This window comes from Nocardia veterana NBRC 100344 (genome assembly GCF_000308855.1).
Classification (GTDB): domain Bacteria; phylum Actinomycetota; class Actinomycetes; order Mycobacteriales; family Mycobacteriaceae; genus Nocardia; species Nocardia veterana.
Genome location: NZ_BAGM01000101.1, coordinates 70764 through 96038, shown reverse-complemented (window position 1 = coordinate 96038; position 25275 = coordinate 70764). Strand labels below are relative to the sequence as shown.

The following is a 25275-nucleotide window of genomic DNA, read 5'->3' as shown; positions in this document are numbered from 1 at the left end:
TGACCGTCGGCACTTCGTGACGCGCGGAAACCGTTGTGTCATACGGGCGAAACAAAGCCGCGGTTCTCACCGGGATATCGCCGAATGCGTGAGCAACCGTTGATTTGCGCGTCATGTGGCGCAGCATCGCGGCAATACCCGTTTCCTACCTTGGGGCCAACCGGAATTCAGGAGGCCCTGTTGAGCACGCTGACGCGTAACCACGACATCGAGCAGTGGGATGCCGAGGATGTCGCGGCCTGGGAGGCCGGCGGCAAGGACATCGCCCGCCGGAATCTGATCTGGTCGGTCGTCGCCGAACATGTCGGCTTCTCGGTGTGGTCGATCTGGTCGGTGATGGTGCTGTTCATGCCGACCGACAAGTTCGGCATCGATGCGGCCGGCAAGTTCTTCCTCGTCGCGATGCCGACCCTGGTCGGCGGCATTCTGCGGATTCCCTACACCGTCGCCACCGCGCGCTTCGGCGGCCGCAACTGGACGATCTTCAGCGCGCTGATGCTGCTGGTCCCGACGCTGCTGACGCTGTACTTCATCAACCACCCCGGCACCTCCTACACCACCTTCCTGGTGGTGGCGGCATTCGCGGGCTTCGGCGGCGGCAACTTCGCCTCCTCGATGACCAATATCAACGCCTTCTATCCGCAGCGGCTCAAGGGCTGGGCGCTCGGTATGAACGCCGGCGGCGGCAATATCGGCGTCCCGGTGATCCAGCTGATCGGCCTGCTGGTGATCGCCACTCTCGGCAACGGCTACGCCTCGGTGGTGTGCCTGGTCTACCTGGCCTTCATCGCGGTCGCGGGAATCGGCGCCGCACTGTATATGGACAATCTGCGCAATCAGAAGGCCGACCTGTCGGACATGCTGGAATCGCTGAAGGTGCCGCAGTCCTGGGCCATCGCCTTTCTCTACATCGGCACCTTCGGATCGTTCATCGGTTTCAGCTTCGCCTTCGGCCAGGTGCTGCAGATCGGCTTCAAGGCCGGCGGTGACACCGCGGCGCAGGCGAGCCTGCACGCGGCACAGATCGCCTTCATCGGCCCGCTGCTCGGTTCGCTCGCCCGGCCCTACGGCGGCAAATTGGCCGACCGCTTCGGCGGCAGCCGGGTCACCCTGGCCGGATTCGCCGGCATGATGGTCGCCGCGGTCGTCGTCGCGGTGGCCAGTGTCGGCGCCGATCACCACGGCGGTGTCGCCTCGGGCGCGACGTTGGTTGTCCTGGTCGCCGGATTCATCGCACTGTTCGTTCTGTCCGGCCTCGGCAACGGGTCGGTCACCAAGATCATCCCCTCGGTCTTCGAGGCGAAGTCCAAGAGCCTGCCGGTGAGCCCCGCGGAGCAGGCGGCCTGGTCGCGCAACACCTCCGGTGCCCTGATCGGCTTCGTCGGTGCGATCGGCGCGCTCGGGGGCGTGGGCATCAACCTGGTGCTGCGCTCCTCCTACGCCTCCACCAACTCCGCCACCACCGCGTTCTGGGTGTTCCTCGGCTTCTACGTCGTCTGCGCCGCGGTCGTCTGGACGGTCTTCCTGCGCCGGCCCGGAACCGGTTCGGCGCGTACCGAATCCGGTGTCGTCGCGGAGGCGGAGGCACTGGTGCTCGAGGCCGAGCGCTCGCCCCGGGCAGATTCCACCCAGTCCACCACCTCGGCTCGCGCCTGACCATCGGAAAGCATCGGAGGACAGTCATGAACACGACAGTCGAACCCACGCAGCGCAAGACCGTGGTGGTCGTCGGCCACGGCATGGTCGGGCACCGGTTCGTGGAGGCGCTGCGCGCGCGCGACGAGGCCGGACAGTGGCAGGTGGTGGTGCTGAGCGAGGAGACCCAGCCCGCCTACGACCGGGTCGGCCTCTCCTCCTACGTCGGCGTCTGGGACAAGGACGCGCTCGCGCTGCCCGGCAACGAATACGCCGGTGACGCACTGGTCGATCTGCGGCTGGGGGTGCGCGCCGAGGAGATCGATCGCGCGGCCCGCAAGGTCACCACGTCCTCCGGGGACGTGATCGGGTACGACGCACTGGTTTTGGCCACCGGCTCCTACGCCTTCGTCCCCCCGGTGCCCGGTCACGACCGGCCCGAATGTTTCGTCTACCGCACCCTCGAGGATCTCGACGGCATCCGGGCCGCCGCCGAAGCCGCGGGACCGGGCGCGGTGGGTGTGGTCGTCGGCGGTGGTCTGCTCGGGCTGGAGGCGGCCAACGCCCTGCGCCTGATGGGGATGACCCCGCACGTGGTCGAATTCGCGCCCCGGCTGATGCCGGTGCAGGTCGACGAGGGCGGTGGCGCGATCCTGGAGAAGCTGGTCACCGATCTCGGCCTGCACGTGCACACCGGCGTCGGCACCTCGTCCATCGACGGTGCGGAAGACGGTGCGGGACTGCGGGTTACGCTGTCGGACGAATCCGTCATCGACGCCTCGCTGGTGGTGTTCTCCGCCGGTGTGCGCCCGCGCGACCAGATCGCTCGCGACGCCGGCCTCGAGATCGGACCGCGTGGCGGCGCGGTCACCGATCTGGGCATGCTGACCTCCGATCCGCACATCTACGCCGTCGGTGAGGTCGCCGCGGTGGAGGGCACCTGCTACGGCCTGGTCGCTCCGGGCTACACCACCGCCGAGATCGTCGCGGACCGATTGCTCGGTGGCGCCGGCGAATTCCCGGGTGCGGACCTGTCCACCAAGCTGAAACTGCTCGGTGTGGACGTCGCCAGCTTCGGTGACGCACACGCCACCACCGAGGGCGCGCTGTCGGTGGTGCTGCACGACGCCGCCAAGGGCACCTACGCCAAGCTGGTGATCTCCGACGACGCCAAGACGCTGCTGGGCGGCATTCTGGTCGGCGACGCGTCGCAGTACGCGGCGCTGCGCCCGCTGGTCGGTAGCGAGCTGCCCGCCGAACCGGCCGCGCTCATCTCGCCCGCCGGCGCCGAACTCGGTGCCGACGCGCTGCCCGACGAGGCGCAGATCTGCTCCTGCAACAACGTGAGCAAAGGGGCCATCGTCGGAGCCATTCACGAAGGCGCCTGCGATATCGCCGGCGTCAAGAGCTGCACCTCCGCCGGAACCTCCTGCGGCGGTTGCGTTCCCATGATCAAGAAGCTGCTCGAGCAGTCCGGTGTCGAGATGTCCAAGGCGCTGTGTGAGCACTTCACCCAGTCGCGGTCGGAGCTGTTCGAAATCGTTCGGGTCACCGGCATCCGCACCTTCTCGGAACTGATCGCCAAGCACGGCACCGGAATCGGTTGCGACATCTGCAAACCCGCGGTCGCCTCGATTCTGGCGTCCACCTCGAGCGACCACATCCTCGACGGCGAGCAGGCCGCGCTGCAGGACACCAACGACCACTTCCTCGCCAACCTGCAGAAGAACGGCACCTACTCGGTGGTGCCGCGGATGCCCGGCGGTGAGGTCACGCCGGAACAGCTGATCGAAATCGGCCAGATCGCCAAGGATTTCGGCCTGTACGTGAAGGTCACCGGTGGTCAGCGCATCGACCTGTTCGGCGCCCGGGTCGAGCAGCTGCCGCAGATCTGGCAGCGGCTGGTCGACAAGGGGATGGAATCGGGTCACGCTTACGGCAAGTCGCTGCGCACGGTGAAGAGCTGCGTCGGCTCGACCTGGTGCCGCTACGGCCAGCAGGATTCGGTCGGTATGGCGGTCCTGTTGGAGAAGCGCTACCGCGGCCTGCGTTCACCGCACAAGCTGAAGCTGGCCGTCTCGGGCTGTGCCCGCGAATGTGCCGAGGCCCGCGGTAAGGACGTCGGCGTGATCGCCACCGAGAACGGGTGGAACCTCTACGTCGGCGGGAACGGCGGCCTGACCCCCAAGCACGCGGTGCTGCTGGCCGGCGACCTCGACGACGAGACGCTGATCCGCTACATCGACCGCTACCTGATGTTCTACATCCGCACCGCCGACCGGCTGCAGCGCACCGCGCCGTGGCAGGAATCGCTCGAGGGCGGCATCGAGCACCTCGAGCAGGTGATCTGCGAGGACTCCCTCGGCATCGCCGCCGACCTCGAGGCGAGCATGGCCCGCCACGTCGCCGGTTACAAGGACGAATGGGCCGCCGTCCTGGAAGACCCGGAGAAGCTCTCGCGCTTCGTGACCTTCGTCAACGCGCCGGAGGAGGCCGATCCCACGATCGCCTTCGACGACAGCGGCGAACGCAAGGTCCCGGTGTTGCTCGGCATGCCCGACGTGCCCGACGTGCCGGGTACAACTGCCACGCCCGGGAAATAGTCACGTAATCGTGCGGAAACAGGACGCCGGTACCTATTAGGTAAGGCACTCGGAGGAGATTACCGATGACCGTTATCGACACACCGGGCTTCGCACCGGCAAGCACCACCGGCTGGACCTCGGCCTGCCGGCTCGACTATCTGATTCCCGGCCGCGGCGTGGCGGTTCTCCTGAAGGGCGGTCGCCAGGCCGCGCTGTTCCTGCTGCCCGACGGCACGCTGTACGCCGTGGGCAATATCGATCCGTTCGGCCGGGCGGCGGTGATGTCGCGCGGTATCGTCGGCGACCGGGCCGGCACGCCGGTGGTGGTCTCGCCGCTGCTCAAGCAGGCGTTCTCGCTGCTCGACGGCCGCTGCCTGGATGACGATTCGGTTGCCCTGCCGGTCTACGGCGTGCGGGTGGTCGACGGCGTCGTCGCGGTGTCCAACGAGCCGTTGCACTGTGGCGGTACCCCGTGAACGAATCGAGGCCCGCTGAACCGAGAGCGCTGGACGGCTTCACCATCGGGGTGACCGCCGCCCGGCGGGCCGACGAACTGGCCACCCTGCTGACTCGCCGAGGCGCGAATATCGTTTCCGCCCCGGCGATTCGCATCATCCCGCTGTCCGACGACACCGAACTGGAACGTGTCACCCGCCAGTTGGTTGCCGACCCACCGCAGATCGCGGTCGCCACCACCGGAATCGGGTTCCGGGGTTGGATGGAGGCGGCCGAGGGCTGGGGCCTGGCCGAAAACCTCAGGGACACCTTGTCTTCCACCCGGCTGCTGGCCCGCGGACCCAAGGCCAAGGGCGCCATCCGCGCCGCCGAACTGCGGGAGGAGTGGTCGCCGGCGTCGGAATCCTCGGCCGAAGTGCTGGACCATCTGCTGGCGGCCGGGGTCGAGGGCGTCCGGATCGCGGTGCAGTTGCACGGTGCGACCACCGAGTGGGAGCCGGTGCCCGACTTCTGCGAGGTATTGCGGTGCGCGGGAGCCGATGTGGTGGCCGTGCCGGTCTATCGTTGGGTGCCGCCGGACGACCGGGCGCCGATGGATCGGCTGATCGAGGGTGTGGTGACCTCCGCCCTGGACTGCATCACCTTCACCAGTGCGCCCGCGGTGGCGTCGATGTTGATGCGCGCCAAGGAAACCGGTCTGCTCGAGGGCGTGCTGCAGGCGATGCGTAGCCGGGTGCTCCCGGCCTGTGTCGGTCCGATCACGGCGGCACCGCTGGAGGAGCTCGGGGTTCCGACGACGATGCCGGGCCGGGCGCGCCTGGGCGCGCTGGCCCGCCACGTCGCCGAGGAACTTCCGCGGCGTGCCAACCGCATTCACGCCGCCGGACACGAGTTGAGTGTGCGTGGCGGCTGTGTGGTGGTGGACGGTTCGGTGCGGCAACTGGCGCCGGCGCCGATGGCGTTGATGCGGGCCCTGGCCCGCCAGCCCGGTCGCGTCGTGTCGCGGGAGGATCTGCTGGCGGCGCTGCCCGGTGGCGGGGACGACACGCACGCGGTGGAAACCGGCATCGCCCGGTTGCGCGCGGGTCTCGGTACGCCGAAGGCGATTCAGACGGTGGTCAAGCGTGGCTATCGGCTCGCCCTGGACCCTGCCGAATGTGTGGACAACAATGCGCGTCCACCGGTGGGGTACGCCCCGTCGCTGCGACCGTCGCGGCCCGCGCCGATGGCGGGAGTGTGGTGAGCGCCCCCGCGCTGGTGCTGGTCGCGCACGGGACCCGCAGCGCCAAGGGCGTGCAGCTGATCGGCACTCTCGCCGCGGCGGTGCGCGCGGAATTGGCCGGTTCCGGCGCGGCGCCGCAGGTGCACACCGCCTTCGTGGACGTGCTCGGGCCGACGCCGGCCGAGGTCCTGCGGGAAATGGATTCTGCTGCGGCGGTGGTGGTTCCGGCCTTCCTCGCCTCCGGCTACCACGTGTATCAGGATGTGCCTCGCGAGGTACGCGACAGTGGCCGGTCGGATGTGGTGGTGACCCCCGCGCTGGGCCCGGACCCGATGTTGGCGCGCGTGATGCGGATGCGACTGCGCGAGGCGGGAATGCGCCGCGGCGATGCCGTGGTGCTGGCGGCGGCGGGATCCTCGGATGCCCGTGCGCGCCATGACGTCCGCCACGCGACCGCCCTGTTGGCGGCCGAGCTGGGCACGCGGGTGCACACCGCCTATATCGCCACCGGTGAGCCACGAGTACCGGATGTGGTTGCCGCCCTCCGTAATTCCGGGCACCGCCGGGTATTCGTCGCCTCCTATCTCCTGGCACACGGGCTGTTTCACCGGCGCTTGCACGAGGTCGGTGCGGACGGCGTCGCCGAACCGCTCGGCACGCATCCGGCCGTGGTGCGGCTGCTCGCCGAGCGCTACCGGACGGCGACCCGCGACCTGTCGGTCGCCGCGGCCTGAACACGAGAATTCGCCCCGGCCATCACGAACGCTTCCGGCTCCGATAACCGGCCGGTCTTCGACTCCGGACGCGCGCCGGGAAATCCTGGAAGCATGATCGGAACCACTCGCCACACCCCACCGTTCGAGGTGTCGGAAGGCGTCCTCACCCACGGCATGCCGTACCTCGCGCTGGGCCGTGGCCGCCCACTGCTGTTCCTGCGCTGGTTCACGCCCGACCACGCGAACCCGACCGGCCGGATGCGCGCGTCCGAGATCGCAACCCTCGCCCCGCTCGCCCGCCGGTTCCGCGTCTACGCGGTGGGTCGCGCGCCGGGCATGGCGCCGGGCACCACAATGGCCGATATCGCCGCCGAGCATGCCGAGGCGATCCGAGACGAGTTCGGTTGCGCCGTGGACGTACTCGGCGTCTCCTCGGGCGGCTCGATCGCCCTGCAGCTCGCCGCCGACCACCCGGACGCGGTGCGATCGCTGACCGTCGTCTCCTCGGGATACGCCCTGTCCCCGGCCGCGAAGCAGGCCCAGATGAGTTATGCGAAGGCGATTGCCGCCGGCCGCCGCGGGTTGCACCACATGGCACCGGTCATGGTCGGTTCCCGCATCCTGGCCCGGCTCGTCGGCGCCGCACTCTGGCTGGCCGATCCCTTGGCCCGCCCGGTGCGGCCCACCGACACCGCGGCCTTTCTGCACGCCGAGGACGAGTTCGACCTCGAACCCCGGCTCGGCGAGATCACGGCTCCCACGCTCGTGCTGGGCGGTGACCGCGACGCCTGCTACCCCGTCGAGACCTTCCGGCGAACCGCGGCCGGTATCCCGGACGCACAATTGATCGTCTACCCCGGAATCGGCCACCGCGGCGCCGTGCGGCAGCAGCGGTTCGCCGCCGACATCGCGGCGTTCATCGACGCGGCGGATCAGCGATCCCGGGAGTCCGGTCGATGAGCCGGTTGCCGACGCGGCGCGGAATCGGCAGCCGGGGGCGGTGTCTCAGGCGCGGGGCGCGATGGTGAGGTCGCCGTTGATCACCGTGCGGGTCATCTCCCGGGCCAGCATGTTGTGCGGGAACGGCGGTTCGACGGCGCTGGCGGCCTCGAGCCGATCCAGTTGGGCCGCATCGAATTCGACGTCGAGCGCGCCGAGGTTGTCGGCCAGCTGGGCGGGGGTGCGGGCGCCGATGATGGGCGCCGTGACGGCCGGGTTCTGCAACGTCCAGGCCAGTGCCGTCTGGGCCGGGGTCCGGTCCAGTTCCGCCGCGACCTCCTTCACCACCTCGGCGATCGCCAGGCCGCGTTCGCTGAGCGCGCCATTGGCGAGGGCGACGTTCTTGCGGGTGCCCTCCGGCGATCCGCCGGCCGTCGTGTCCAGGTCCGCGGCCGTGTACTTCCCGGTCAGGACCCCGCTGCCCAGCGGCGACCACGGAATCACGCCCAGTCCGAGTTCGCGCGCCATCGGGAACAGGTCGTGTTCCACGGTGCGTTCGATCAGGCTGTATTCGACCTGCAGCGCCACCAGCGGGGACCAGCCACGCAGGTCGGCGATGGTCTGCATCCGCGCCACCTGCCACGCCGGCGTATCGGAGATGGCCACGTAGAGCACCTTGCCCTGCCGGACCAGATCGTCCATGCCGCGCAGCACTTCCTCGACCGGGGTCGTGTAGTCCCAGGCGTGCAGATAGAGCAGATCGATGTAGTCGGTGTTCAGATTGCGCAGGCTGGCCTCCACCGAGGCGAACATCGACTTGCGGTTGTTCCCGCCCGAGTTCGGATCGCCGGGGCGCCGCAGCATCGTGTATTTCGTTGCCAGCACCAGGCTTTCGCGGTTGTCGCGGGTGAACTCGCCGAGCAGCCGCTCCGAGCTGCCGTTGGTGTAGACGCTGGCGGTATCGATGAAGTTGCCGCCGCGCGAGACGTAGTCGTCGAACAGTTTGCGCGCCTCGTCGCGGTCCGCGCCCCAGCCCCAGTCGGCGCCGAAGGTCATCGTGCCCAGGGCGAGCGGGGAGACCCGCAGCCCGGACCGGCCCAGCAGCCGATAGGTGTCGAGAGTGAGCGCCATATCTTCCTCCTGTGTGGATTCGACCTCGACGGCAAGTGTGCGCGGACCCCGACGGTCACGGTAAGGGAGGGTTTTTCCTGGGATCGCCGGTACCAGGCTGGTCGTAGGATCGACAGCGATGACCGGGACCGTGGAAGTGACACAGGAGCTGGGCGCGTTTCTGCGCACCCGGCGGGAGCGACTGGACCCGCGCGATTTCGGACTGCCGCAGCGCCGGCAGACCCGTCGGACCCCGGGGCTGCGCCGCGAGGAGGTGGCCGACCTGGCCGGGGTGAGCACCGACTACATCGTGCGGCTGGAACAGGGCCGGGGTCTGCGGCCCTCGCCGGAGGTGCTCGACGCGTTGGCCCAGGCGTTGCGACTGGGTCCGGATGAACGCATGTACCTGTTCGATCTGGCCCGGCAGCGGCCGCCGGACGATGCCAAACCGGCGACCACCGCGTCGCCGGAGCTGGTCGGGCTGGTGGCGGATCTGGCCCCGCTGCCGGCCATGGTGCTCAACCATCGCTACGACATCCTGGCCTGGAATCGCGAGATGTCGCGGCTGCTGCTGGATTTCGACGCCCTGCCGCCGCGCCAGCGCAACTCGATGTGGCTGTGCCTGCTGTATCCGGGGATGGCCAACTTCTATGCCGACCGCGAACACACGGTCAGGGAGGGGATCGCGGGCCTGCGCGCGGCCTGGGCGGCCCACCCCGACGATCGGGTGCTCGCCGAGCTGATCGACGAATTCCGCAGCCGCAGTCCGGAATTCGCACAGCTGTGGGAGCGCCGCGATGTGCGGGTGCAGGGCCGCGGCCGCAAGACGATGCATCATCCGCGCGTCGGTCCGGTCACGGTGACCTTCGAGGCGCTGATGCCACTGCAGGACCCGGATCAGCGGCTGATCATCTACCGCGCCGCCGACGATTCGAGTCGGGCCGCGCTGGATCGGCTCTCGGCGGAGTAGCGCCGGAAAACGATCGGGATCGCTCGGCCGGGATCGCGCCGGACCGGGGCGTAGGAAAAATTTCCGAAGAAATTTCGCGAAGTGTGTCGAAGACGCGTGACCGGCGTCGACCAAGGGGTGACAACAGGTTGGACAACACACCCCAGGAGCGATCATGACCGCCGTCAACACTTTCCTCTGGTTCGACAGTGAGGCCGAGGAGGCCGCCCGGTTCTACACCGAGCGGGTTCCCGGCTCCCGCATCGTCGACATCACCCGCAATCCGGACGGCTCGGTGTTCATCGTGTCGGCCGAATTGGCCGGCCACGCGGTCACGCTGATGAACGGTGGCCCGGGCCACCGGTTCACCGATGCCGCCTCGATCCAGGTGGTGGTCGAGGGACAGGACGAGGTGGACCGGTTGTGGGCCGCGCTGACCGCAGCCGGCAAGCCCGGCCCGTGCGGATGGCTGACCGACCGCTACGGCCTGTCCTGGCAGGTCGTGCCCGCCGAACTGCCGGAGCTGATGCGCGGCGAGCACGCGGCCGCGGCCGGTGCGGCCCTACGCACCATGTCGAAGATCGATCTCGCCGCGATCCGCGACGCGGTCGCCGCGAACTGACCGGCTGCCGGACGCCGCCACCGAGCCGGCGGCGTCCGCGTGGCCGCGCCGGCGGATAGCCGACCGGATGCGAGTCCGGCGCCGGCAGAGGTCGACATAACCAACCGCGCGCGGATGCGGTCGAACACGCCCGCCGAGTGCCCCGCGGTGACCGGAGCCGGGTGCAATACTCCACGCATGCACCGGCTCCCACGCTGTTTTGCTGTCCTGTTGGCCGCCTTCGCCTCGATTGCCGCGATCGTGCCAGCGGTGGCCTCGGCCGATCCCGGTGATCCGGCCATCGTCGATGTGCGGCCGCTGGGCGGACGGCAATACTCGGTGGTGGTCTATTCACCGGCGATGAACAAGCAGATCACGGTGTGGATGTCGCATCCGGATTTCGCGGCCCCCGCGTTGTATCTGCTCAATGCGGTCGACGGCGGTGAGGACGGCGGCCCGTGGACCAATCGCACCGATGTCGCGCAGTTCTTCGCCGACAAGCCGGTCAATGTGGTCGTCCCGATGGGCGGCCGGGCGAGTTACTACACCGACTGGAAATCCGACGATCCGGTCCTCGGCCGCAACGAGTGGACGACCTTCCTGACCCGCGAACTGCCGCCCCTGCTGAATTCGCGATTCCAGATGACGGGCCGCAATGCCGTTGCGGGTACCTCGATGTCGGCCACCTCGGCACTCGATCTGGCGATTCAGTCGCCGGGGCTGTACCAGGCCGTCGGCGCCTACAGTGGTTGCCCGCTGACCAGCGGTGCGATTCCGCAGGCGTACGTGTACACGCAGCTGGGTGTTTTCGGCGCCAACGCCGGGAATATGTGGGGTGGCCCCGGCGATCCGGCGTGGGCGGCCCACGATCCGGTGCTGAACGCCGAACGGCTGCGGGGTACGGCGCTCTACATCTCCGCAGGTAACGGGGTGCCCGGTGCGCACGAGGCACCTACGGACCCGTCGATCGCCGGCGATCTGGGCGCGCTCGTCAATCGCGTGGCCGTCGGCGGGGTGATGGAGGGCGTCGTCAACGCCTGCACCCGTCAGCTGACCGACCGGCTCGGCGGGCTCGGCATCCCGGCGACGGTGGTGTACCGCAACGGCACCCACGCCTGGACCTACTGGCAGGACGACCTGCACGATTCCTGGCCGGTGTTCGCCCCCGCCCTGGGCGTATAGGGACGATCAGCTGCCGGCGTTCCCGGGTGCCGTCGGGTGGCGGCGGGCGCGATCGAGTTCCCAGTACGCGCGCAACGCGCGAATGCGCCCGTCGGCGTCCACCCGATAGGTGAAGACACCGTCGACCTCGACGGTGCGGCCGGGCCGGGCACTGGTGATGGTGCCGACGAAGGCGACCTCGGCACCGCAGGCGTAGGAGTCGCGCATCCGGAAGTCGATGTCGCTGCCGGCGATGGCCAGGTCCCAGAACGCGGCGATCGCGTTCCGGCCGCGATGACCGTCACCGACCGGGTCGTATGGTGAGCGCCCGATCGGATCCTCCACCACCGCGTCCGAAGCGAACAGGTCCAGCCAGGTGTCCCGGTCCTTGTCGCGCACGGCGCGCTGGGATGCCAGTCCCGCCGCACGTGCCGGATGGTCGGCCATGATTCTCCTATCGGTACGCGGCGATGACGCGATCGCCGTAGCGGGTGATCGCGTCGATCTTCTCGGTGAGGCTGCGGGTATCCGGTGCGGTGTCGTAGGCGCTGCGGAAACCGACGATCACATCGGTGACGCCGGATGCGGCCAGTCGCTCGAGGCCGTCACGATCGAAGACGTCGCGTGGCACCGCGTGGATCCGGAACTCTCCGCTGCGGGGAACGGAAACTTCGTATTCCGAGCGCAATTCGGCGAGGCGGCGCAGCAGCGCGGTCAGTTCCTCCGGATCGCCGCCCGCGTGCATCCAGCCGTCGCCGCGGACGACGGCGCGCCGCAGCGCGGCCTCGCTGTGCCCGCCGACGAGGATCGGAATCGGTTCGGTGGGCACCGGATCGATGGTCACCGCGGGCAGGTCGTACAGCCGTCCCCGGTAACCGAATTCACCGCCGCGGCACAGCCCGCGCACGATGTCGATCGCTTCGTCCAAGCGGGCGCCGCGGCTCTCGAACGGCACGCCCATCATGGCGAAATCCTGTGGCCACGGACTGATTCCGACCCCCAGTGACAACCGGTTCCCGCTCAGCACGGCCAGGGTGGCGGCCTGCTTGGCGACCAGTACGGGCGGGCGCACCGGCAGTTTCAAGACGAACGGCGTCACCCGGAGGGTGCGCGTCGCCGTCGCGATCGCGGTGGCGGCGATCAGCGGCTCGGGAAAAGGCTTGCCGCGCAGGAACTCTCGTCGGCCGTCCGCGGTGTAGGGGTAGCGCGAGTCGCCGTCGCGGGGATAGGCCAGGCTGTCCGCCAGGCAGATGCCGGTGAACCCGGCCGCCTCCGCCGCGCGGGCGAGGTCGACCCAGTGGGTGGGTTCGCCGGCGGCCTCGGCGAAATGGAAACGCATATCCGCCATCGTGGTGGCTCGCCGTGCCCGCCCCGGGGGCGCGGTCCGCTCAGCGGCCGGCCGTAACGACTCAGCGGACCATCGGGTTGACCGAAGGTACGCCGGTGGTCAGCGACCCACCTGTCGCCGATAGGTGACCTTGTCGAATTCCCGGCCGTACTCGTCGACCGCGACCACGTCCATCTCGCTGGCGAAGAAGCCGGGCCGCACATCGACCCGGATGAAGGAGTAGTTGCGGAATCGCACCCGGGACCAGGGCGCGGCCTCGTCCAATTTGGTGCCGCCCGGCGTCCACACGTAGCTGTTGGGGACCGTGGTGTCGGCGACCTCGTGACCGCGGTAGGTCTCCGGCGAACCGGGCTGGAAACCGTAACGTGGACGTCCGCCGCCGCCCACGGTGTAGTAGACGGTGCCGTCGACGTCCGGGTAGACGATCGAGTTGTCACCCGCCGCCTTGGTCGGGCGCCCGCCGCGGATGGGATCGGTGCGTTCGAAGATGTGGTTGTGCCCCTGCAACACCAGGTCCACCTGATAGCGGTCGAACAGGGCGCACCAGGCGTCGCGCAAACCGCCGTCGGAGGCATGGGAATCGGTGGTCGAATAGGCGCAGTGGTGGAAGAAGCAGACGATGAAGTCGATGTTCGGATTCGACCGGTACTCCGCCAGTGTGCGCTCCACCCAACCGGTTTGGGCGCCACCGGAATATCCGGTGTTGGCCTTGATCTCGTAGGAGACGTCGTTGGCGTCGAGCGACAGCACGGCCACGTTGCCGTAGCTGAACGAGTACGCCGACGGGCAGCCCGCCGGGCCGTTACCGGGAAAATCCAGGCGGGCGAGGTGTCCGCCGTACCCGTGGGTGTCGTAGGCGGCTTCCATGTCGTGGTTGCCGGTGGCGAACATCCACGGCGTCGTCGACGCGCTGGCCTCGATGGCGCCGAAATACACGTCCCACACATACGGATTGAACTTGTCGAAGCCGTCGGCGGCCTTACCGCCGGCGGGGACGAATTGTGGCTTCTTGCCGGCTCCGGACGGATCGGCGTAGGCGATGTCCCCGGCCAGCACATGGAAATCGGGTCGGCAGGCCACGATCTGATTCAGCACGTTGTCCGCGTGCGGAGCGGCCGGGTCGTTGTCGGGCTTGTAGTACTTGTCGTCGTAGTCGCCGGGCGCGACACCGGCGGGCTGGGTGGGTGTGTCGTCGGTGCCCTGGTCACCCATCATGGTGAATCGGAAGGGCAGGACGGCGTTTCGGACGCTCGGCATGGCCGTCGAGGCGGACCGGATGTCGCCGACGAATCCGTCCGAGGTGCGCCAGCGGTAGAAGTGCGGAATCCGCCCGGGCAGGCCGTCGACCGGTGCGTGCGCGTAGAACTGTTCGGCGGCCAGGACACCGCCGTCGCTGGTGGGGATGCGGGTGACCAGATCACGCACCTCGGCCTCGACACTCGCGCCGAGGGCCGGGGTGGGGCCGTGATCGAGAAATACCTTGGCGCCGTGCGGATTCCGGGACAGTTGCGCACCGAAGCGAAGCTGGCTCGCCGCGTCCGGGCCGTAGCCGACGTGCCGGCCGCCCACCGCGAGCTGGGCCTCCTCGGCGTAGGCCCGGCTGCCGAACGGCGAGGTGCCGACGGCGGCCACCGCGGCGGCGGCAGCCGAGCCGCGCAGGAAATTGCGTCGCGACACCGCCCGCCGGCGCAGATACCCCCGGTGCCATTCGTGCTGTTCGGCCATGGTCATGGTGGCGGCCAGCTGTTCGGGAATTCCGGTATCGGGGATATCACCGGCAGGGTTCAAGCGATTCCGCATGGGGTTGGATGCTGGTCCAACCACCGCACCGGAGCAACCACTGTGGGTTCCCAACGGCGCGAATTCTCGGTGAATTCTTCGTGGTCGGTTCCGGCCGGTGCACCCTGTCGGTGGGCGATGGAACAATGCCGTATGGCCTACGACGAGGAATTGGCCGATCGGATCCGGGACCTGCTCGGGCCCGCGGTGGCCGAGACGGTCGAAAAGCGAATGTTCGGTGGGCTGGCCTTTCTGGTCGGCGGCAATATGGCGGTGGCGGCGAGCGGTCAGGGTGGTCTGCTGGTCCGGGTCGACCCCGAACTGGCCGAGGAACTCGTCGACGGCTCCGGGGTGGCGCCGATGGTGATGGGCGGCCGGGAGATGCGGAACTGGCTGCGGGTGGCGCCGGAGTCTCTCGGCGACGACGATGTGCTCAGCACCTGGCTGGACCGCGGTTTCGGCTACGCGCGCTCACTGCCGCCCAAATAGCCGCAATGCCGTGCCCGGCAGTAGTTTTCAGTTCTCCGGAGCCTGTAGGGCCGGGAACCAGATATCGGTGAGCACCTCGGCGGCCGCGGCCGCGGTGACCTCGATCGTGCCCTGCATGGCCCAGCGGGTGAAGAAGCGCTCCAACTGGGCGACGAGAAGTTCGATGCGCAGCCGCGCCTCGTCGCGCCGGCTCTCGGGCCAGCGCGCCAGATAGTCGGGCATGCTGTCGGCCAGTTGCATGATGCCCTCACGGGCGATGTCGCGGAATTCCGGTTCCAGGGCCGTCGCCTCGTCCCAGGCGGGCAGCAGATCCTTGTTGTCGAAGAACCATTCGATGGCCTGGCGCATCCAGGTGGTGAATTCCGCGCGGGAACCGGTGGCCAGTACCCGGTCCAGATCTCGATAGAAGAATTGGACGCTGGCCAGCGTGCCCTGTTCGGCGATCGCCCGCAACACCTCGGTTTTTCCGGTGAAGTGCAGATAGAAGGTGGCCCGGCTGCAACCCACCGCCGCCGCGATGTCGTCCACGCGCACCCCCAGATAGCCCTCGCGCACGAACAATTGCCGTGCCTCCTCCACGATGCGCATCCGCGTGGCCCGCTTCTGCTCATCGCGCAGCGATCCGCGCCGCGTGGTCGATTCCGAAGGCATGTCTAGATGATAGACGCCCGCCAACTCACTGGACGCTGTGTCCAGCGAGTGCTACCGTGTGTGCCACGTCACGTCCGGCTGTGCGCCGAACGCCGCGGTGAGGAAACAGATGATGCGGGCATTGCAATTGACCGGGCCGGGCACGCTGGAGCTGCGTGAGGTCCCGATTCCGACGATCGGGCCCACCGACCTGCTGTTGCAGGTGGGGGCCGCCGGCATCTGCCATTCGGATTCCTTCGTGCTGGGGTTGCCGTTTCCGTTGCGCGCGGACCCGCTGACGATGGGACACGAGATCGCGGGCACCATCGCGGCGGTCGGCAGCGAGGTCGGTGGCCGCATCGAGGGCGAGCGCGGCCTGGTCTACCTGTGCTGGTCCTGCGGGGTGTGCCGGGAGTGTGTGAGTGGTAACGAGAACGTCTGCCTGGCGGCGGGCCGCACCGCGATGCCGCCGTGCCCGGGACTCGGACCCGACGGCGGTATGGCGGAATACGTTCGGATACCGGCAACCTCGTTCGTGCCGATCGGGGATCTGGACTTCGCGACCGCCGCGCCGCTGGCCGATGCGGCCCTGACGCCGTATCACGCGATCCGCGGTGCCGCCGACCAGTTGCGACCCGGCGCGACGGCGGTGGCGATCGGTATCGGCGGGCTCGGCCATGTCGCGGTGCAGATTCTGAAGGCCGTCACGGCCTGCCGGATCATCGCCGTGGATGTCGCCCCGGACAAGCTCGAACTCGCCACCGCCTGCGGCGCCGACCTGGTCATGACGGCCGACGAGACCACCGCCGCCCGCATTCTGGACTGCACCGGCGGCCGGGGCGCGGAAGCGGTCTTCGACTTCGTCGGCAACGACGCCACCGCGAAACTGGCGGTCGAATCGGTCGCGCCGAACGGGGCCTACCGCATGGTGGGTCTCGACGGCGGCATTCCGGGAATCGACGCCGGACCGGCCGGCGGTCCCGGCCTGCCGTGGGGCGCGACCGTTCGAAAGTCCTACGGCGGCACCAAGAGTGACCTCTACGCGGCGGTCGCGCTGGCGCAACGCGGCGCCATCGACGTCGCGGTGGAACGCTTCGACCTCGCGGCGGGACCGACCGCATTCGAGCGACTGGACCAGGGGCTGATCCGTGGTCGTGCCGTACTGATCCCGTGAGCAGAAAGTGAAGGATATGACTCGAGCCGCCGACCCGCAGGCCATCGCCGCCCGGATCACCGCCGATCTCACCGGGCCGGGTGGCCCGTTCGAGATGGTGGTCGAACAGGTGCTGGGCGCGCCGATCCCGGTCATGCGCAACCGGCGGCGGAATCTGATCGAACTGTTCCACGCGGGTACCGCCTGGGGCGACCACGAATACCTGGTGACCGCGGATCGGCGCCTCACCTTCGCCGAACACGGCGCCGCCGCAACGGCAGCGGCCCGCGCCCTCGCCGAGCGATACGGAGTGGGCAAGGGCGACCGGATCGGCATCCTCGCCGCCAATACACCCGAATGGGTGATCACCTTCTGGGCGGCGCAGCTACTCGGCGCGATCCCGGTCGGCTACAACGCGTGGTGGGCGCCGCGCGAAATCGGCTACGGCCTCGAACACACCGGCCCCACCGTGGTCGTCGCCGATGCCAAACGGGCCGCGCTCCTGGACGAGGTCGCCGCCGGAATTCCGGTGCTCACCATGGAAACCGACCTGCCGCGGTTGATCGCCGACCATCCCGGCCCGGCCCCGGACGTATCGATCGAGGAGGACGACCCGGCCGTCATCCTGTACACCAGCGGCACCAGCGGGCGGCCCAAGGGAGTCGTGCACACGCATCGGAATCTGCTGGCCGTCTGCGACTATCACCGGTTCACCGATGCGATGGCGGCTGCCTTCCGCGGTGAGCAGCTCGGTCCCGGGCCCAGCGACCGGCGATTCCTGTTGACCTCGCCGCTGTTTCACATCGCGAGCCTGCACAACCTGATCGTGCCGCGCCTGGCCACCGGCGCGACGGTCGTGATGCACACCGGCGGCTTCGACCCGCACCGGGTCCTGACGCTGATGGAAAAGGAACGAGTGACCAACTGGGGTGCCGTCCCCACCATGGTGAGCCGGATGCTCGAACACGACCTGTCCCGCTACGACCTGTCCGGCCTGGTGGCGTTCTCGCTCAACGCGGCGCCGTCGTCACCGGCCTTCCACCAGCGGCTGCGCCGGGAGCTGCCGATGGCCGAGGTCGCCCTCACCACCAGCTACGGACTCACCGAAAGTGGCACCGCCGCAACGGTTGCCACCCCGCCGGTACTGGCCGCCCACCCCGACACCGTCGGCACGCCGATCATCGGCGTCGGCATCGAGATCCGCGATCCGGACGGCCGGCCACTGCCCGACGGCGAAGAAGGCGAAATCTGCGTGCGCAGCCCATACGTGATGCTCGGGTACTGGAACGATCCGGCAGCCACCGCGCATGCCATCGACGGCGAACGGTGGTTGCACACCGGCGATTTCGGCGTCCTCGAACAGGGCAGGCTGCGGCTGTCGGGCCGCCGATCCGACCTCATCCTGCGCGGAGGCGAGAACGTCTATCCGACCGAGATCGAGAACGTGCTCGACGAACATCCCGCGGTGCTGGAGTCCGCGGTGCTCGGCGTCCCGCATGCGGATCTGGGTCAGGAGGTGGCGGCCGTCGTGGTCGTCGCCGATCCCGCCACGGTGACCGAGGACGAGCTGCGAGCGTTCACGGCCGAGCGGCTCGCCTACTTCAAGGTGCCGGCGCGCTGGGTGATCACGGCACAACCGTTGCCGCGCAACGCGACCGGGAAGGTCGTGCGCCGCGAGATAGAGATCTGACGCGCCCCGCCGGGGCGGGTGGGTGAAAGAGGGACTGTCATGTACGACAGCATCATCAAGGGTGGTACCTGGTTCGACGGCACCGGCGCACCGTCGGCGACGCGGGATGTGGGGATCCGGGACGGGCGGGTGGTCGCGGTCTCGGCCGAGCCCCTCGACGGCACCGGTTGCGACACCGTCGTCGACGCCACCGGCAAGTGGGTGATCCCCGGAATGCTCGACATCCACACCCACTACGACGTCGAGGTGCTACTCGATCCGTCGCTGTCGGAATCGGTGCGGCACGGCGTCACCACCGTCCTGCTCGGATCGTGTTCGCTGTCCACCGTCCATGTCGACGCCGAAACCGCCGGGGACCTGTTCGGGCGGGTCGAGGCCATACCCCGCGCTCATGTGATCGATGCGGTCGCGGGTGCGAAGACCTGGCGCACCGCACACGACTACGCCGCCGCCCTGGACGCCGCGCCGCTCGGTCCGAATGTCGCGGCGTTTCTGGGTCATTCGGATATCCGCGCCGCCGAGATGGGCCTGGACCGCGCCACTCGCACCGAGGTGAAGCCGACCGCCGGTGAGCTCGCCGCGATGCGTCGGCAGCTGGCCGAGGCGCTGGATGCCGGCTTCGTCGGGATGTCCTCGCAGCAGTTGATGTTCGACAAACTCGACGGCGACACCTGCCGGTCCCGGACGCTGCCGTCCACCTATGCGACGACGCGGGAACGGCACCAATTGAATTCGTTGCTGCGGTCGCGGCGGCGGGCATTGCAGGGCGGTCCGGACGTGGCCCGGCCGCAGAGCCTGGTGGCGATGGCGCTGTCCAGCATCGGCTGGTGGCAGCCGCGGCTCAAGGTGAGTCTGTTGTCGGCGGCCGATATCAAGGCCATTCCGTTGGTGGCCCATGTCTTTCCGGCGCTGGCGCGGGTGGTGAACGCGCTCGGCGGCGACTTCCGGTTTCAGCATCTGCCGGTGCCGTTCGAGGTGTACGCCGACGGTATCGACCTGGTGGTGTTCGAGGAATTCGGTTCGGGCGCAGCGGCATTGCATCTGTCGAATCAGCTCGACGAACGGCACCGCATGCTGCAGAGCGAGAGTTATCGACGGCAATTCCGCAAGGATTACGACCGCAAGTTCGGGCCCCGGGTGTGGCATCGCGACTTCTTCGACGCCGAGATCGTCGACTGTCCGGACCCGTCGGTGATCGGCAAGACCTTCGGGCAGGTCGGTGTGGAACGCGGGGGAGTGCACCCGGTGGACGCCTTCCTCGATCTGGTCGTGGAATACGGGCCGAAGGTGCGCTGGCGCACCACCATTTCCAACCATCGCCCGCGTGTCCTCGATCGATTCGCCGCCGATCCCGGTATTCAGCTGGGTTTTTCGGATGCCGGAGCGCATCTGCGGAATATGGCCTTCTACAACTTCGGGTTGCGACTACTGCGCCGGGTCCGCGACGCCGAGCTGGCCGGACACCCGTTCATGTCGGTCGAGCACGCCGTGCATCGACTCACCGGGGAACTGGCCGACTGGTACGGACTCGACGCCGGCCACCTGCGCGTCGGCGATCGCGCCGATGTGGTGGTCATCGATCCGACCCGGCTGGACGACGAGCTCGAGCGTTACACCGAACACACCATGCCCTACTTCGGCAACCTGTCGCGCATGGTCAACCGCAACGATGCCGCGGTGACCGCGGTATTCGTCGGCGGCCGTTACGTTTTCGGAAACGGGTCCGCCGCGCCCGAACTCGGTTCGCGCCGTTGTGGGAGGTTTCTCGGCGCCGCGTGAACCGGTGTGACGAACGTACGGACACGTCATCATCGGGGTAGGACACGGACCGGTCGGATCGGGGGTTGCCGTGCGGGTGGTGTGGGGAGAGTTGCGCGCCCTCGCCAGGAGGCTGGCTTTCGACGCGAAGGATGCGACAGACGGTATTCACAGCACAAGCACCGCGAGCACAGCCACCCTTCGTGAGATCGCCGCGCGGCTGGCGGCGCGGGATGCCGATTCGGCGGAAGCGGTAGCTGCCGCCGCCGCGCCGGGGCACCGACCCGGCCCACCGTGGCCACCGGCCGGGGGTTCCGCCGCGACCGAGCACCTCGGCGATCCCGTGGAAGCGATGATCACGCAACGGTCTTCGGACCTGGGTTTGCGGACACCCGGCCGGGACGCAGTGGAAGCGGGCCTGCTGATCGATGAGCCGTTGCTGCATTGCGCGGTGGTGGCCGGTCACCCACAGCCCGGATTGTTGTTCGGCAAAGAGGAATGGGCCGGCTATCTGGACGCCCGTGCCTATGCCCGCGGCCGCAGCGATCAGGGATTGAGCGTGGCGTTCATAACCGACCTACACCGGCGGCTCGCACAGTTCAGCTTTCCCGACATCGGTGGCAAATTCTGCACAGGTACGCGGACCGGTCTCACCCGGACACAGCTCACCCGCGACGAGGTGGCGGCAATCGAGGCCAATCCCTATCTGGAGCACATGCCACCCGGCACGGTCCCACTGCACATGAAGTACAGCGCGATCGCATACCGGACCAAGCCGGAGGCGATCGAGAGCGAATTGCAGGCGATGTGTGACAGATACAATTCCGCCCGCGCCAGACCGGGGGCGGACCCGTATCGGCTGGCCGCCGACCTCCAGCGAGACTGTGTCGCCATCCACCCTTTTGTCGACTACAACGGCAGAGTGTCGCGGCTACTCATGAATTGGTCACTGGAACGCGATGGCTTGCCGCCGAGTACCTTCTCGGACTTCAATCGGGATCTCTTCTCCACCTCCGACCAATGGACCGGCTCTGTTCGCGAGGGGAGCGATATGGTCGGCGAGCGTATCGCGCGTCTCGAGCGTCTCGGGGAGAACGCCGATCCGGTGGAGGTGTTCGGTCTCGAGCGCGAACGCGCAAGCTACCTCGCCGGCAACGAGCGGCTCGCACTGGAAGACGGCGACAGTCACCGGATGAGCGAGTACCGGGCGTTTCTGCAACGCCTGCGGGACGACGCACCGCCGTAGCGGATGGTGTGGTCGCGATCCGCTTTCGGGTCAGCCGAGATCGCGGATCTTGCCTTGCAATACCGTTCGCTCGGCATCGTTGCGGCAGAGTTCGGCGGCGCGCGCCCATTCCGCACGCGCCTCGTCCGTGCTGCCGAGGCGGGCGAGCAGCTCTCCTCGCACCGTCGGCAGCAGGTGCGAGTCCCGCAAGGCGCTCTCGGCGCGCAGCCGGTCGACGATCTCCAGGCCCGCGGCGGGACCATTCGCCATCGCGACGGCGACAGCCCGGTTCAGCTCGACCACCGGCGAGGGGGCGAGCCGGCTCAACGCCTCGTACAGCCTCACCACGCGCTGCCAGTCGGTGTCGGCGACCGACGCCGCGACGGCGTGACATTCGGCGATCGCGGCCTGCACTCCGTAATAGCCGAGGCCGCGGCCGACCCGGCCGGCGCGGGCGAGGGCAGCGCGGCCGCGCCGCACGGCGGCGCGATCCCAGCGGCGCCGATCCTGGTCTTCCAGCAGGATCGGCTCGCCGTCGGGTCCGGTGCGCGCCGGGAAGCGGGCCGCGGTCAGTTCCAGCAGGGCGAGCAGGCCGTGCACCTCCGGTTCGTCCGGCACCAGGCGCGACAGCACCCGGGCCAGCCGCTGTGCCTCGCCGGCCAGGTCGAAGCGGATCAGGTCGGCGCCCGAACTGGCCGACGAGCCTTCGGTGAAGATCAGATAGATCACGCTCAGCACCGAACCGAGCCGGGCCGCGCGCTCGTCGGCCTCCGGAACGGCGAACGGAATCTTTTCCGCCGCAAGGGTTTTCTTCGCGCGCGTGATTCGCGCCTGCACGGTGGCGGCCGGGACCAGGAACGCCTTGGCGATCTCGTCGCTGGTGAGGCCGCCGACGACGCGCAGCGTCAGCGCCACCCGCGCCTCGCGGGAGAGCACCGGATGGCAGGCGGTGAACATCAGGGCCAGCACGTCGTCGTCGATGCGGTCGGGATCCCACAGCGGCTCGCCCGCCGACCGCATCGGATCCGATCCCGGCCCGCCGGTCAGCGCACCGCCCTCGCCCAGATCGTGCGCGAGCGCGGCATAGCGCTGGTCGAGCGCGGACCGGCGGCGGAACGTGTCGATCGCCCGCCGCCGCCCCACGGTGAGCAGCCAGCCGGCCGGATTGCGCGGCGTCCCCTCCCGCGGCCAGGTGACCAGGGCCTCGGCCAGCGCTTCCTGCGCCAGATCTTCGGCGAGGGCGAAGTCGCCGGTGTAGCGGGCGAGGGCGCCGACGATGCGCGCGGATTCGATCCGCCACACCGCGGCGACCGCCTCGCGACCCGTGGGATCGGCCGTCATATCCGGCTCAGAGCTGGCCGGTCGCCTCGCGCCACGCCCGCTCCTTCTGAATCCACACATTGTCCTGCGGGAATTCGTCGATCGTGGGCACCCGCCGGATCTCGGTCTTGCACCCCTTCACGATGACCGGCATCCGCTTCGCCCATTCGATCGCCTCCTCCTTCGACGCGACGTTGAGCAGGTAGAACCCGCCGAACAGCTCCTTGGTCTCGCCGTACGGCCCGTCGGTCACCACCGGGGTCTCCGACGAGTAGTCGACCACGGCCCCCTGGGCGGCGTCGTCGAGCCCCTCGGCGGCGAGCAGTACGCCCGCCCGGATCAGCTCGTCGTTGAATTTGCCCATCGTGTCGAGCACGGACTCGAAGTCGACCTTGGCCATCTCCGCCCAGGCCTCGTCGGTGGCGCGCATGATCAGCATGTACTTCACGATGTCTCCTCGTTTCGCGGGTCCCGTCCGGACCCTCTCACGCCTAGGTCGAACGGCACCCGGATCGGATCGACACGACCGCCGAAATTTTCCGAACTTTTTCTTCGAGCCCTATCCTCGCAGGTCGCCGGACACCTCACCCCTTGTTCGTGGTGCGCAGCGCCCAGGCGAGGACGCCGAGGGCGCCGGTGTTGGCGAGGGCGCGCAGGATGTTGAGGGTGATCCACGGGCCTTCGAATTGCTGCCGCAGGGTGGCGAAATCGCCGGAGGAGGTGTCGGCCAGCGCGTTGTTCAGGGGGACGTTGCCGCCGGAGGTGATGAGGAAGCTGATCACATTGAGGGCGAGGGCGAGCAGGACCCACCAGAGCACGGTGCGCTGATCGGTTCGCCAGTACAGCACGGCGGCGAGGCCGGTGCAGGCGACCGAGCCGAGGAAGCTCAGCATGAAGATCGGGTTGACGATGACGGTGTTGATCCGGTTCATCACGTCCACGAAAGTGCGGTCGTCGAGCTGACGCAGGGCGAGCATGACCGAGCTGGCGTAGGCGTAGAAGACCCCGGCCAGCAGGCCGGTGGTGACGGTCGCACCGATCAGGGACGCGGTGGCGAAGCCGGAGGTGGTCGAGGTGGCGGAGGCGGTGGTCGCTGTCATGCACTCAGTACATCCGGAATCGCTGAGCGTTCCCATGGGCAGGACGCTCGCTTCCATACGCGAGCGTCCATCGGGCCGCGCAGCGAGTAGCGTATTGGCCTTCCCCGACCCTCACGTGATCGGCGAACGCATCGTCGCCGTCGACGACGACCTGCGGCGGCCGGCCTACAGCCTGCTCGCTGATTCCCGCCCCGCGCTCACCCACCACCACGCGCGCCGGGCCGTACCCGGATCACAGATAGGTGCCGCTGCCCGGGGCCGGGCCGGTCGGCTCCGCTTCGATCCGGGTGTGGTTGTCGCGCGCTTCGATGAGCTCCGCCAGCGTCATCCCGTCCGGACCCATCGGGGGATGCGGCCGGTCGCCGAGTTCGCGGGCCAGCCACGCTGCCGCTTCGGCCGGGGCGAGCCGGCCCACCTCCACTTGCGCCAGGCAGCGGCCGGGCCGCACCACCGCCGGATGCAGACGGGACAGCTGCTCGTTGGTGGTGATGGCGACCAGGACGTCGCGGCCCTGGCCGAGCATGCCGTCGGTGAGGTTGAGCAGTCGGGAAAGGCCTTGTCCGGTGGACTCTTTCGCGGTGCCGCGGATCAGTTCGTCGCAATCCTCGAGGACCAGCAGCCGCCACCGTCGCTTGGTTGCGTCGTAGGTGTCGACGCCGATCGCCACCTCCATCAGGTAGCCCGGGTTGGCGAACAACAGCTCGGGATCGAGAATGCAGTCGACCTGGCACCAATCCGACCACTCCCGCGCGAGGGCGCGCAGCGCGGAGGTTTTTCCCGTGCCCGGCGGACCGTGCAGCAGGATCAGGCGGCCGCGCACGTCCTCGGCGCGCATCGCCATCAACCGGTGCATGGCGGCGCCGACCTCGGTGCCGTAGTTGCCGCGGATATCCGTCCACGACGCGGCGGAGATGGTGCGCTCCCGGCGCTGCGGGCCGTGTGAGGTGTTGTGCCAGAAACCCATCGACACCTGATCGGTATCGGCTTCGGGTTCGACGGTGGCATCGGCGGAGCAGGCCGCGATCACCTCCGCCGCCAGCTCTTCGGTGACCGCGGTGACCTCGAGTCCGGCGGTGCCGTTGCCGCGCCGCGTCGATCGCAGGGTCCAGCCCGGACCGGCGGCCAGGACCGTGCGCACATCCTCGACCACGCTGGTGCGCAACACTCGTCCCTCCGAAGGGCACAGTGGGGCATCGGGTTTCACATGTTCCAGGTCGGCGCTCAGCGCATGCGGCTGCGAGCCGTCGAGATACGGCGCGAGCGACAGCGCATCGATGACGTCGCGCGGTGAGTCGGCGTCGTCGACGGTCATCACCCACGAGAGACCTCCGGCCGAGGCGGCCGGGGACTCCTCGCGGCCGATCAGCCGGAGCCGTTCCTGGGAAGAGATCATTGCACCGATCATCCGG

The 25275-nt window shown here is 68.8% G+C and carries 23 protein-coding genes; 14 read left to right on the top strand and 9 right to left on the bottom strand.

All coding sequences use genetic code 11. The features are described from left to right. Positions 1–177: 177 nt before the first annotated feature. The 6 genes from ON37_RS19445 to ON37_RS19420 all read left to right on the top strand — a co-directional run bounded on the left by ON37_RS19445 (position 178) and on the right by ON37_RS19420 (position 7574). A complete protein-coding gene (locus tag ON37_RS19445; RefSeq protein ID WP_040721256.1) occupies positions 178–1656 on the top strand; it encodes a nitrate/nitrite transporter in 1479 nt (492 codons plus the stop codon). Positions 1657–1682: 26 nt separating this feature from the next. Further along, entirely contained in the window at positions 1683–4238 is a 2556-nt protein-coding gene (nirB, locus tag ON37_RS19440; protein WP_040721152.1) for a nitrite reductase large subunit NirB, read from the top strand. A 65-nt stretch (positions 4239–4303) separates the two neighbouring features. Then, the gene (gene nirD / locus ON37_RS19435) at positions 4304–4696 is read left to right on the top strand and encodes a nitrite reductase small subunit NirD (protein WP_040721151.1); all 393 of its coding nucleotides are present in this window, start codon (positions 4304–4306) and stop codon (positions 4694–4696) included. Further along, a complete protein-coding gene (locus ON37_RS19430) occupies positions 4693–5919 on the top strand; it encodes a uroporphyrinogen-III synthase (protein WP_040721149.1) in 1227 nt (408 codons plus the stop codon). The genes nirD and ON37_RS19430 overlap by 4 nt, the downstream gene beginning before the upstream one ends. Then, positions 5916–6632, top strand: coding sequence for a sirohydrochlorin chelatase (locus ON37_RS19425; protein WP_040721254.1), 717 nt, complete (start codon positions 5916–5918; stop codon positions 6630–6632). Before ON37_RS19430 ends, ON37_RS19425 begins: the two co-directional genes overlap by 4 nt. Positions 6633–6725: 93 nt before the next feature. After that, on the top strand, positions 6726–7574 hold the full coding sequence (locus ON37_RS19420) for an alpha/beta fold hydrolase (RefSeq protein ID WP_051031788.1): 849 nt from the start codon (positions 6726–6728) through the stop codon (positions 7572–7574). A gap of 45 nt (positions 7575–7619) precedes the next feature. Here the strand turns inward: ON37_RS19420 and ON37_RS19415 are convergent, their stop codons facing one another. After that, positions 7620–8684: an aldo/keto reductase gene (locus tag ON37_RS19415; RefSeq protein ID WP_040721147.1), complete on the bottom strand. Its 1065-nt coding sequence runs from the start codon at positions 8682–8684 to the stop codon at positions 7620–7622. A gap of 118 nt (positions 8685–8802) precedes the next feature. Here ON37_RS19415 and ON37_RS19410 point away from each other — a divergent pair, with 118 nt between their 5' ends. The 3 genes from ON37_RS19410 (at position 8803) to ON37_RS19400 (ending at position 11395) form a co-directional block, all read left to right on the top strand. Continuing rightward, positions 8803–9633: a helix-turn-helix transcriptional regulator gene (locus tag ON37_RS19410; RefSeq protein WP_040721146.1), complete on the top strand. Its 831-nt coding sequence runs from the start codon at positions 8803–8805 to the stop codon at positions 9631–9633. Between the two features lie 154 nt (positions 9634–9787). Continuing rightward, on the top strand, positions 9788–10234 hold the full coding sequence (locus ON37_RS19405; RefSeq protein WP_040721144.1) for a VOC family protein: 447 nt from the start codon (positions 9788–9790) through the stop codon (positions 10232–10234). A gap of 177 nt (positions 10235–10411) precedes the next feature. Continuing rightward, a complete protein-coding gene (locus ON37_RS19400) occupies positions 10412–11395 on the top strand; it encodes an alpha/beta hydrolase (protein ID WP_040721143.1) in 984 nt (327 codons plus the stop codon). A gap of 6 nt (positions 11396–11401) precedes the next feature. Here the strand turns inward: ON37_RS19400 and ON37_RS19395 are convergent, their stop codons facing one another. From ON37_RS19395 to ON37_RS19385, 3 genes are all read right to left on the bottom strand, one after another. Then, positions 11402–11821 carry a nuclear transport factor 2 family protein gene (locus ON37_RS19395; protein WP_040721141.1) on the bottom strand — a complete coding sequence of 140 codons (420 nt, stop codon included), beginning with the start codon at positions 11819–11821 and terminating at the stop codon, positions 11402–11404. 7 nt (positions 11822–11828) lie between these two features. Further along, positions 11829–12713 carry a TIGR03619 family F420-dependent LLM class oxidoreductase gene (locus tag ON37_RS19390; RefSeq protein WP_040721251.1) on the bottom strand — a complete coding sequence of 295 codons (885 nt, stop codon included), beginning with the start codon at positions 12711–12713 and terminating at the stop codon, positions 11829–11831. A 108-nt stretch (positions 12714–12821) separates the two neighbouring features. Continuing rightward, the gene (locus ON37_RS19385) at positions 12822–14522 is read right to left on the bottom strand and encodes a metallophosphoesterase family protein (RefSeq protein ID WP_040721139.1); all 1701 of its coding nucleotides are present in this window, start codon (positions 14520–14522) and stop codon (positions 12822–12824) included. 132 nt (positions 14523–14654) lie between these two features. Between ON37_RS19385 and ON37_RS19380 the strand changes: the two genes are divergently transcribed. Beyond that, positions 14655–14990: a TfoX/Sxy family protein gene (locus ON37_RS19380; protein WP_040721137.1), complete on the top strand. Its 336-nt coding sequence runs from the start codon at positions 14655–14657 to the stop codon at positions 14988–14990. 27 nt (positions 14991–15017) lie between these two features. Here ON37_RS19380 and ON37_RS19375 read toward each other — a convergent pair whose 3' ends face one another. Then, positions 15018–15641: a TetR/AcrR family transcriptional regulator gene (locus ON37_RS19375; RefSeq protein WP_040721135.1), complete on the bottom strand. Its 624-nt coding sequence runs from the start codon at positions 15639–15641 to the stop codon at positions 15018–15020. Between the two features lie 112 nt (positions 15642–15753). Here ON37_RS19375 and ON37_RS19370 point away from each other — a divergent pair, with 112 nt between their 5' ends. From ON37_RS19370 to ON37_RS19355, 4 genes are all read left to right on the top strand, one after another. Continuing rightward, positions 15754–16794: an alcohol dehydrogenase catalytic domain-containing protein gene (locus ON37_RS19370; RefSeq protein WP_040721248.1), complete on the top strand. Its 1041-nt coding sequence runs from the start codon at positions 15754–15756 to the stop codon at positions 16792–16794. Positions 16795–16810: 16 nt separating this feature from the next. Then, positions 16811–18463: a steroid-24-oyl-CoA synthetase gene (casG, locus tag ON37_RS19365; protein WP_040721246.1), complete on the top strand. Its 1653-nt coding sequence runs from the start codon at positions 16811–16813 to the stop codon at positions 18461–18463. Between the two features lie 39 nt (positions 18464–18502). Next, on the top strand, positions 18503–20242 hold the full coding sequence (locus ON37_RS19360; RefSeq protein WP_040721134.1) for an N-acyl-D-amino-acid deacylase family protein: 1740 nt from the start codon (positions 18503–18505) through the stop codon (positions 20240–20242). Positions 20243–20573: 331 nt separating this feature from the next. Next, complete coding sequence (locus ON37_RS19355) at positions 20574–21467, top strand: Fic family protein (RefSeq protein ID WP_083893127.1); 894 nt, start codon at positions 20574–20576, stop codon at positions 21465–21467. A gap of 30 nt (positions 21468–21497) precedes the next feature. Here ON37_RS19355 and ON37_RS19350 read toward each other — a convergent pair whose 3' ends face one another. From ON37_RS19350 to ON37_RS19335, 4 genes are all read right to left on the bottom strand, one after another. Then, positions 21498–22787: an RNA polymerase sigma factor gene (locus tag ON37_RS19350; RefSeq protein ID WP_040721130.1), complete on the bottom strand. Its 1290-nt coding sequence runs from the start codon at positions 22785–22787 to the stop codon at positions 21498–21500. A 7-nt stretch (positions 22788–22794) separates the two neighbouring features. After that, on the bottom strand, positions 22795–23214 hold the full coding sequence (locus tag ON37_RS19345; protein ID WP_040721128.1) for a YciI family protein: 420 nt from the start codon (positions 23212–23214) through the stop codon (positions 22795–22797). Between the two features lie 136 nt (positions 23215–23350). Continuing rightward, positions 23351–23866: an anthrone oxygenase family protein gene (locus ON37_RS19340; RefSeq protein WP_051031787.1), complete on the bottom strand. Its 516-nt coding sequence runs from the start codon at positions 23864–23866 to the stop codon at positions 23351–23353. Between the two features lie 232 nt (positions 23867–24098). Beyond that, entirely contained in the window at positions 24099–25259 is a 1161-nt protein-coding gene (locus ON37_RS19335) for a DUF5925 domain-containing protein (protein WP_051031800.1), read from the bottom strand. Between the last annotated feature and the right edge of the window lie 16 nt (positions 25260–25275).

Excerpts from the sequence above, each read along its gene's own strand:
- nirB (WP_040721152.1), top strand. The coding sequence starts at position 1,683 with ATGAACACGACAGTCGAACCCACGCAGCGCAAGACCGTGGTGGTCGTC.
- nirD (WP_040721151.1), top strand. The coding sequence starts at position 4,304 with ATGACCGTTATCGACACACCGGGCTTCGCACCGGCAAGCACCACCGGC.
- ON37_RS19420 (WP_051031788.1), top strand. The coding sequence starts at position 6,726 with ATGATCGGAACCACTCGCCACACCCCACCGTTCGAGGTGTCGGAAGGC.
- ON37_RS19415 (WP_040721147.1), bottom strand. The coding sequence starts at position 8,684 with ATGGCGCTCACTCTCGACACCTATCGGCTGCTGGGCCGGTCCGGGCTG.
- ON37_RS19410 (WP_040721146.1), top strand. The coding sequence starts at position 8,803 with ATGACCGGGACCGTGGAAGTGACACAGGAGCTGGGCGCGTTTCTGCGC.
- ON37_RS19405 (WP_040721144.1), top strand. The coding sequence starts at position 9,788 with ATGACCGCCGTCAACACTTTCCTCTGGTTCGACAGTGAGGCCGAGGAG.
- ON37_RS19400 (WP_040721143.1), top strand. The coding sequence starts at position 10,412 with ATGCACCGGCTCCCACGCTGTTTTGCTGTCCTGTTGGCCGCCTTCGCC.
- ON37_RS19395 (WP_040721141.1), bottom strand. The coding sequence starts at position 11,821 with ATGGCCGACCATCCGGCACGTGCGGCGGGACTGGCATCCCAGCGCGCC.
- ON37_RS19390 (WP_040721251.1), bottom strand. The coding sequence starts at position 12,713 with ATGCGTTTCCATTTCGCCGAGGCCGCCGGCGAACCCACCCACTGGGTC.
- ON37_RS19385 (WP_040721139.1), bottom strand. The coding sequence starts at position 14,522 with ATGCGGAATCGCTTGAACCCTGCCGGTGATATCCCCGATACCGGAATT.
- ON37_RS19380 (WP_040721137.1), top strand. The coding sequence starts at position 14,655 with ATGGCCTACGACGAGGAATTGGCCGATCGGATCCGGGACCTGCTCGGG.
- ON37_RS19375 (WP_040721135.1), bottom strand. The coding sequence starts at position 15,641 with ATGCCTTCGGAATCGACCACGCGGCGCGGATCGCTGCGCGATGAGCAG.
- ON37_RS19370 (WP_040721248.1), top strand. The coding sequence starts at position 15,754 with ATGCGGGCATTGCAATTGACCGGGCCGGGCACGCTGGAGCTGCGTGAG.
- casG (WP_040721246.1), top strand. The coding sequence starts at position 16,811 with ATGACTCGAGCCGCCGACCCGCAGGCCATCGCCGCCCGGATCACCGCC.
- ON37_RS19360 (WP_040721134.1), top strand. The coding sequence starts at position 18,503 with ATGTACGACAGCATCATCAAGGGTGGTACCTGGTTCGACGGCACCGGC.
- ON37_RS19355 (WP_083893127.1), top strand. The coding sequence starts at position 20,574 with ATGATCACGCAACGGTCTTCGGACCTGGGTTTGCGGACACCCGGCCGG.
- ON37_RS19350 (WP_040721130.1), bottom strand. The coding sequence starts at position 22,787 with ATGACGGCCGATCCCACGGGTCGCGAGGCGGTCGCCGCGGTGTGGCGG.
- ON37_RS19340 (WP_051031787.1), bottom strand. The coding sequence starts at position 23,866 with ATGACAGCGACCACCGCCTCCGCCACCTCGACCACCTCCGGCTTCGCC.
- ON37_RS19335 (WP_051031800.1), bottom strand. The coding sequence starts at position 25,259 with ATGATCTCTTCCCAGGAACGGCTCCGGCTGATCGGCCGCGAGGAGTCC.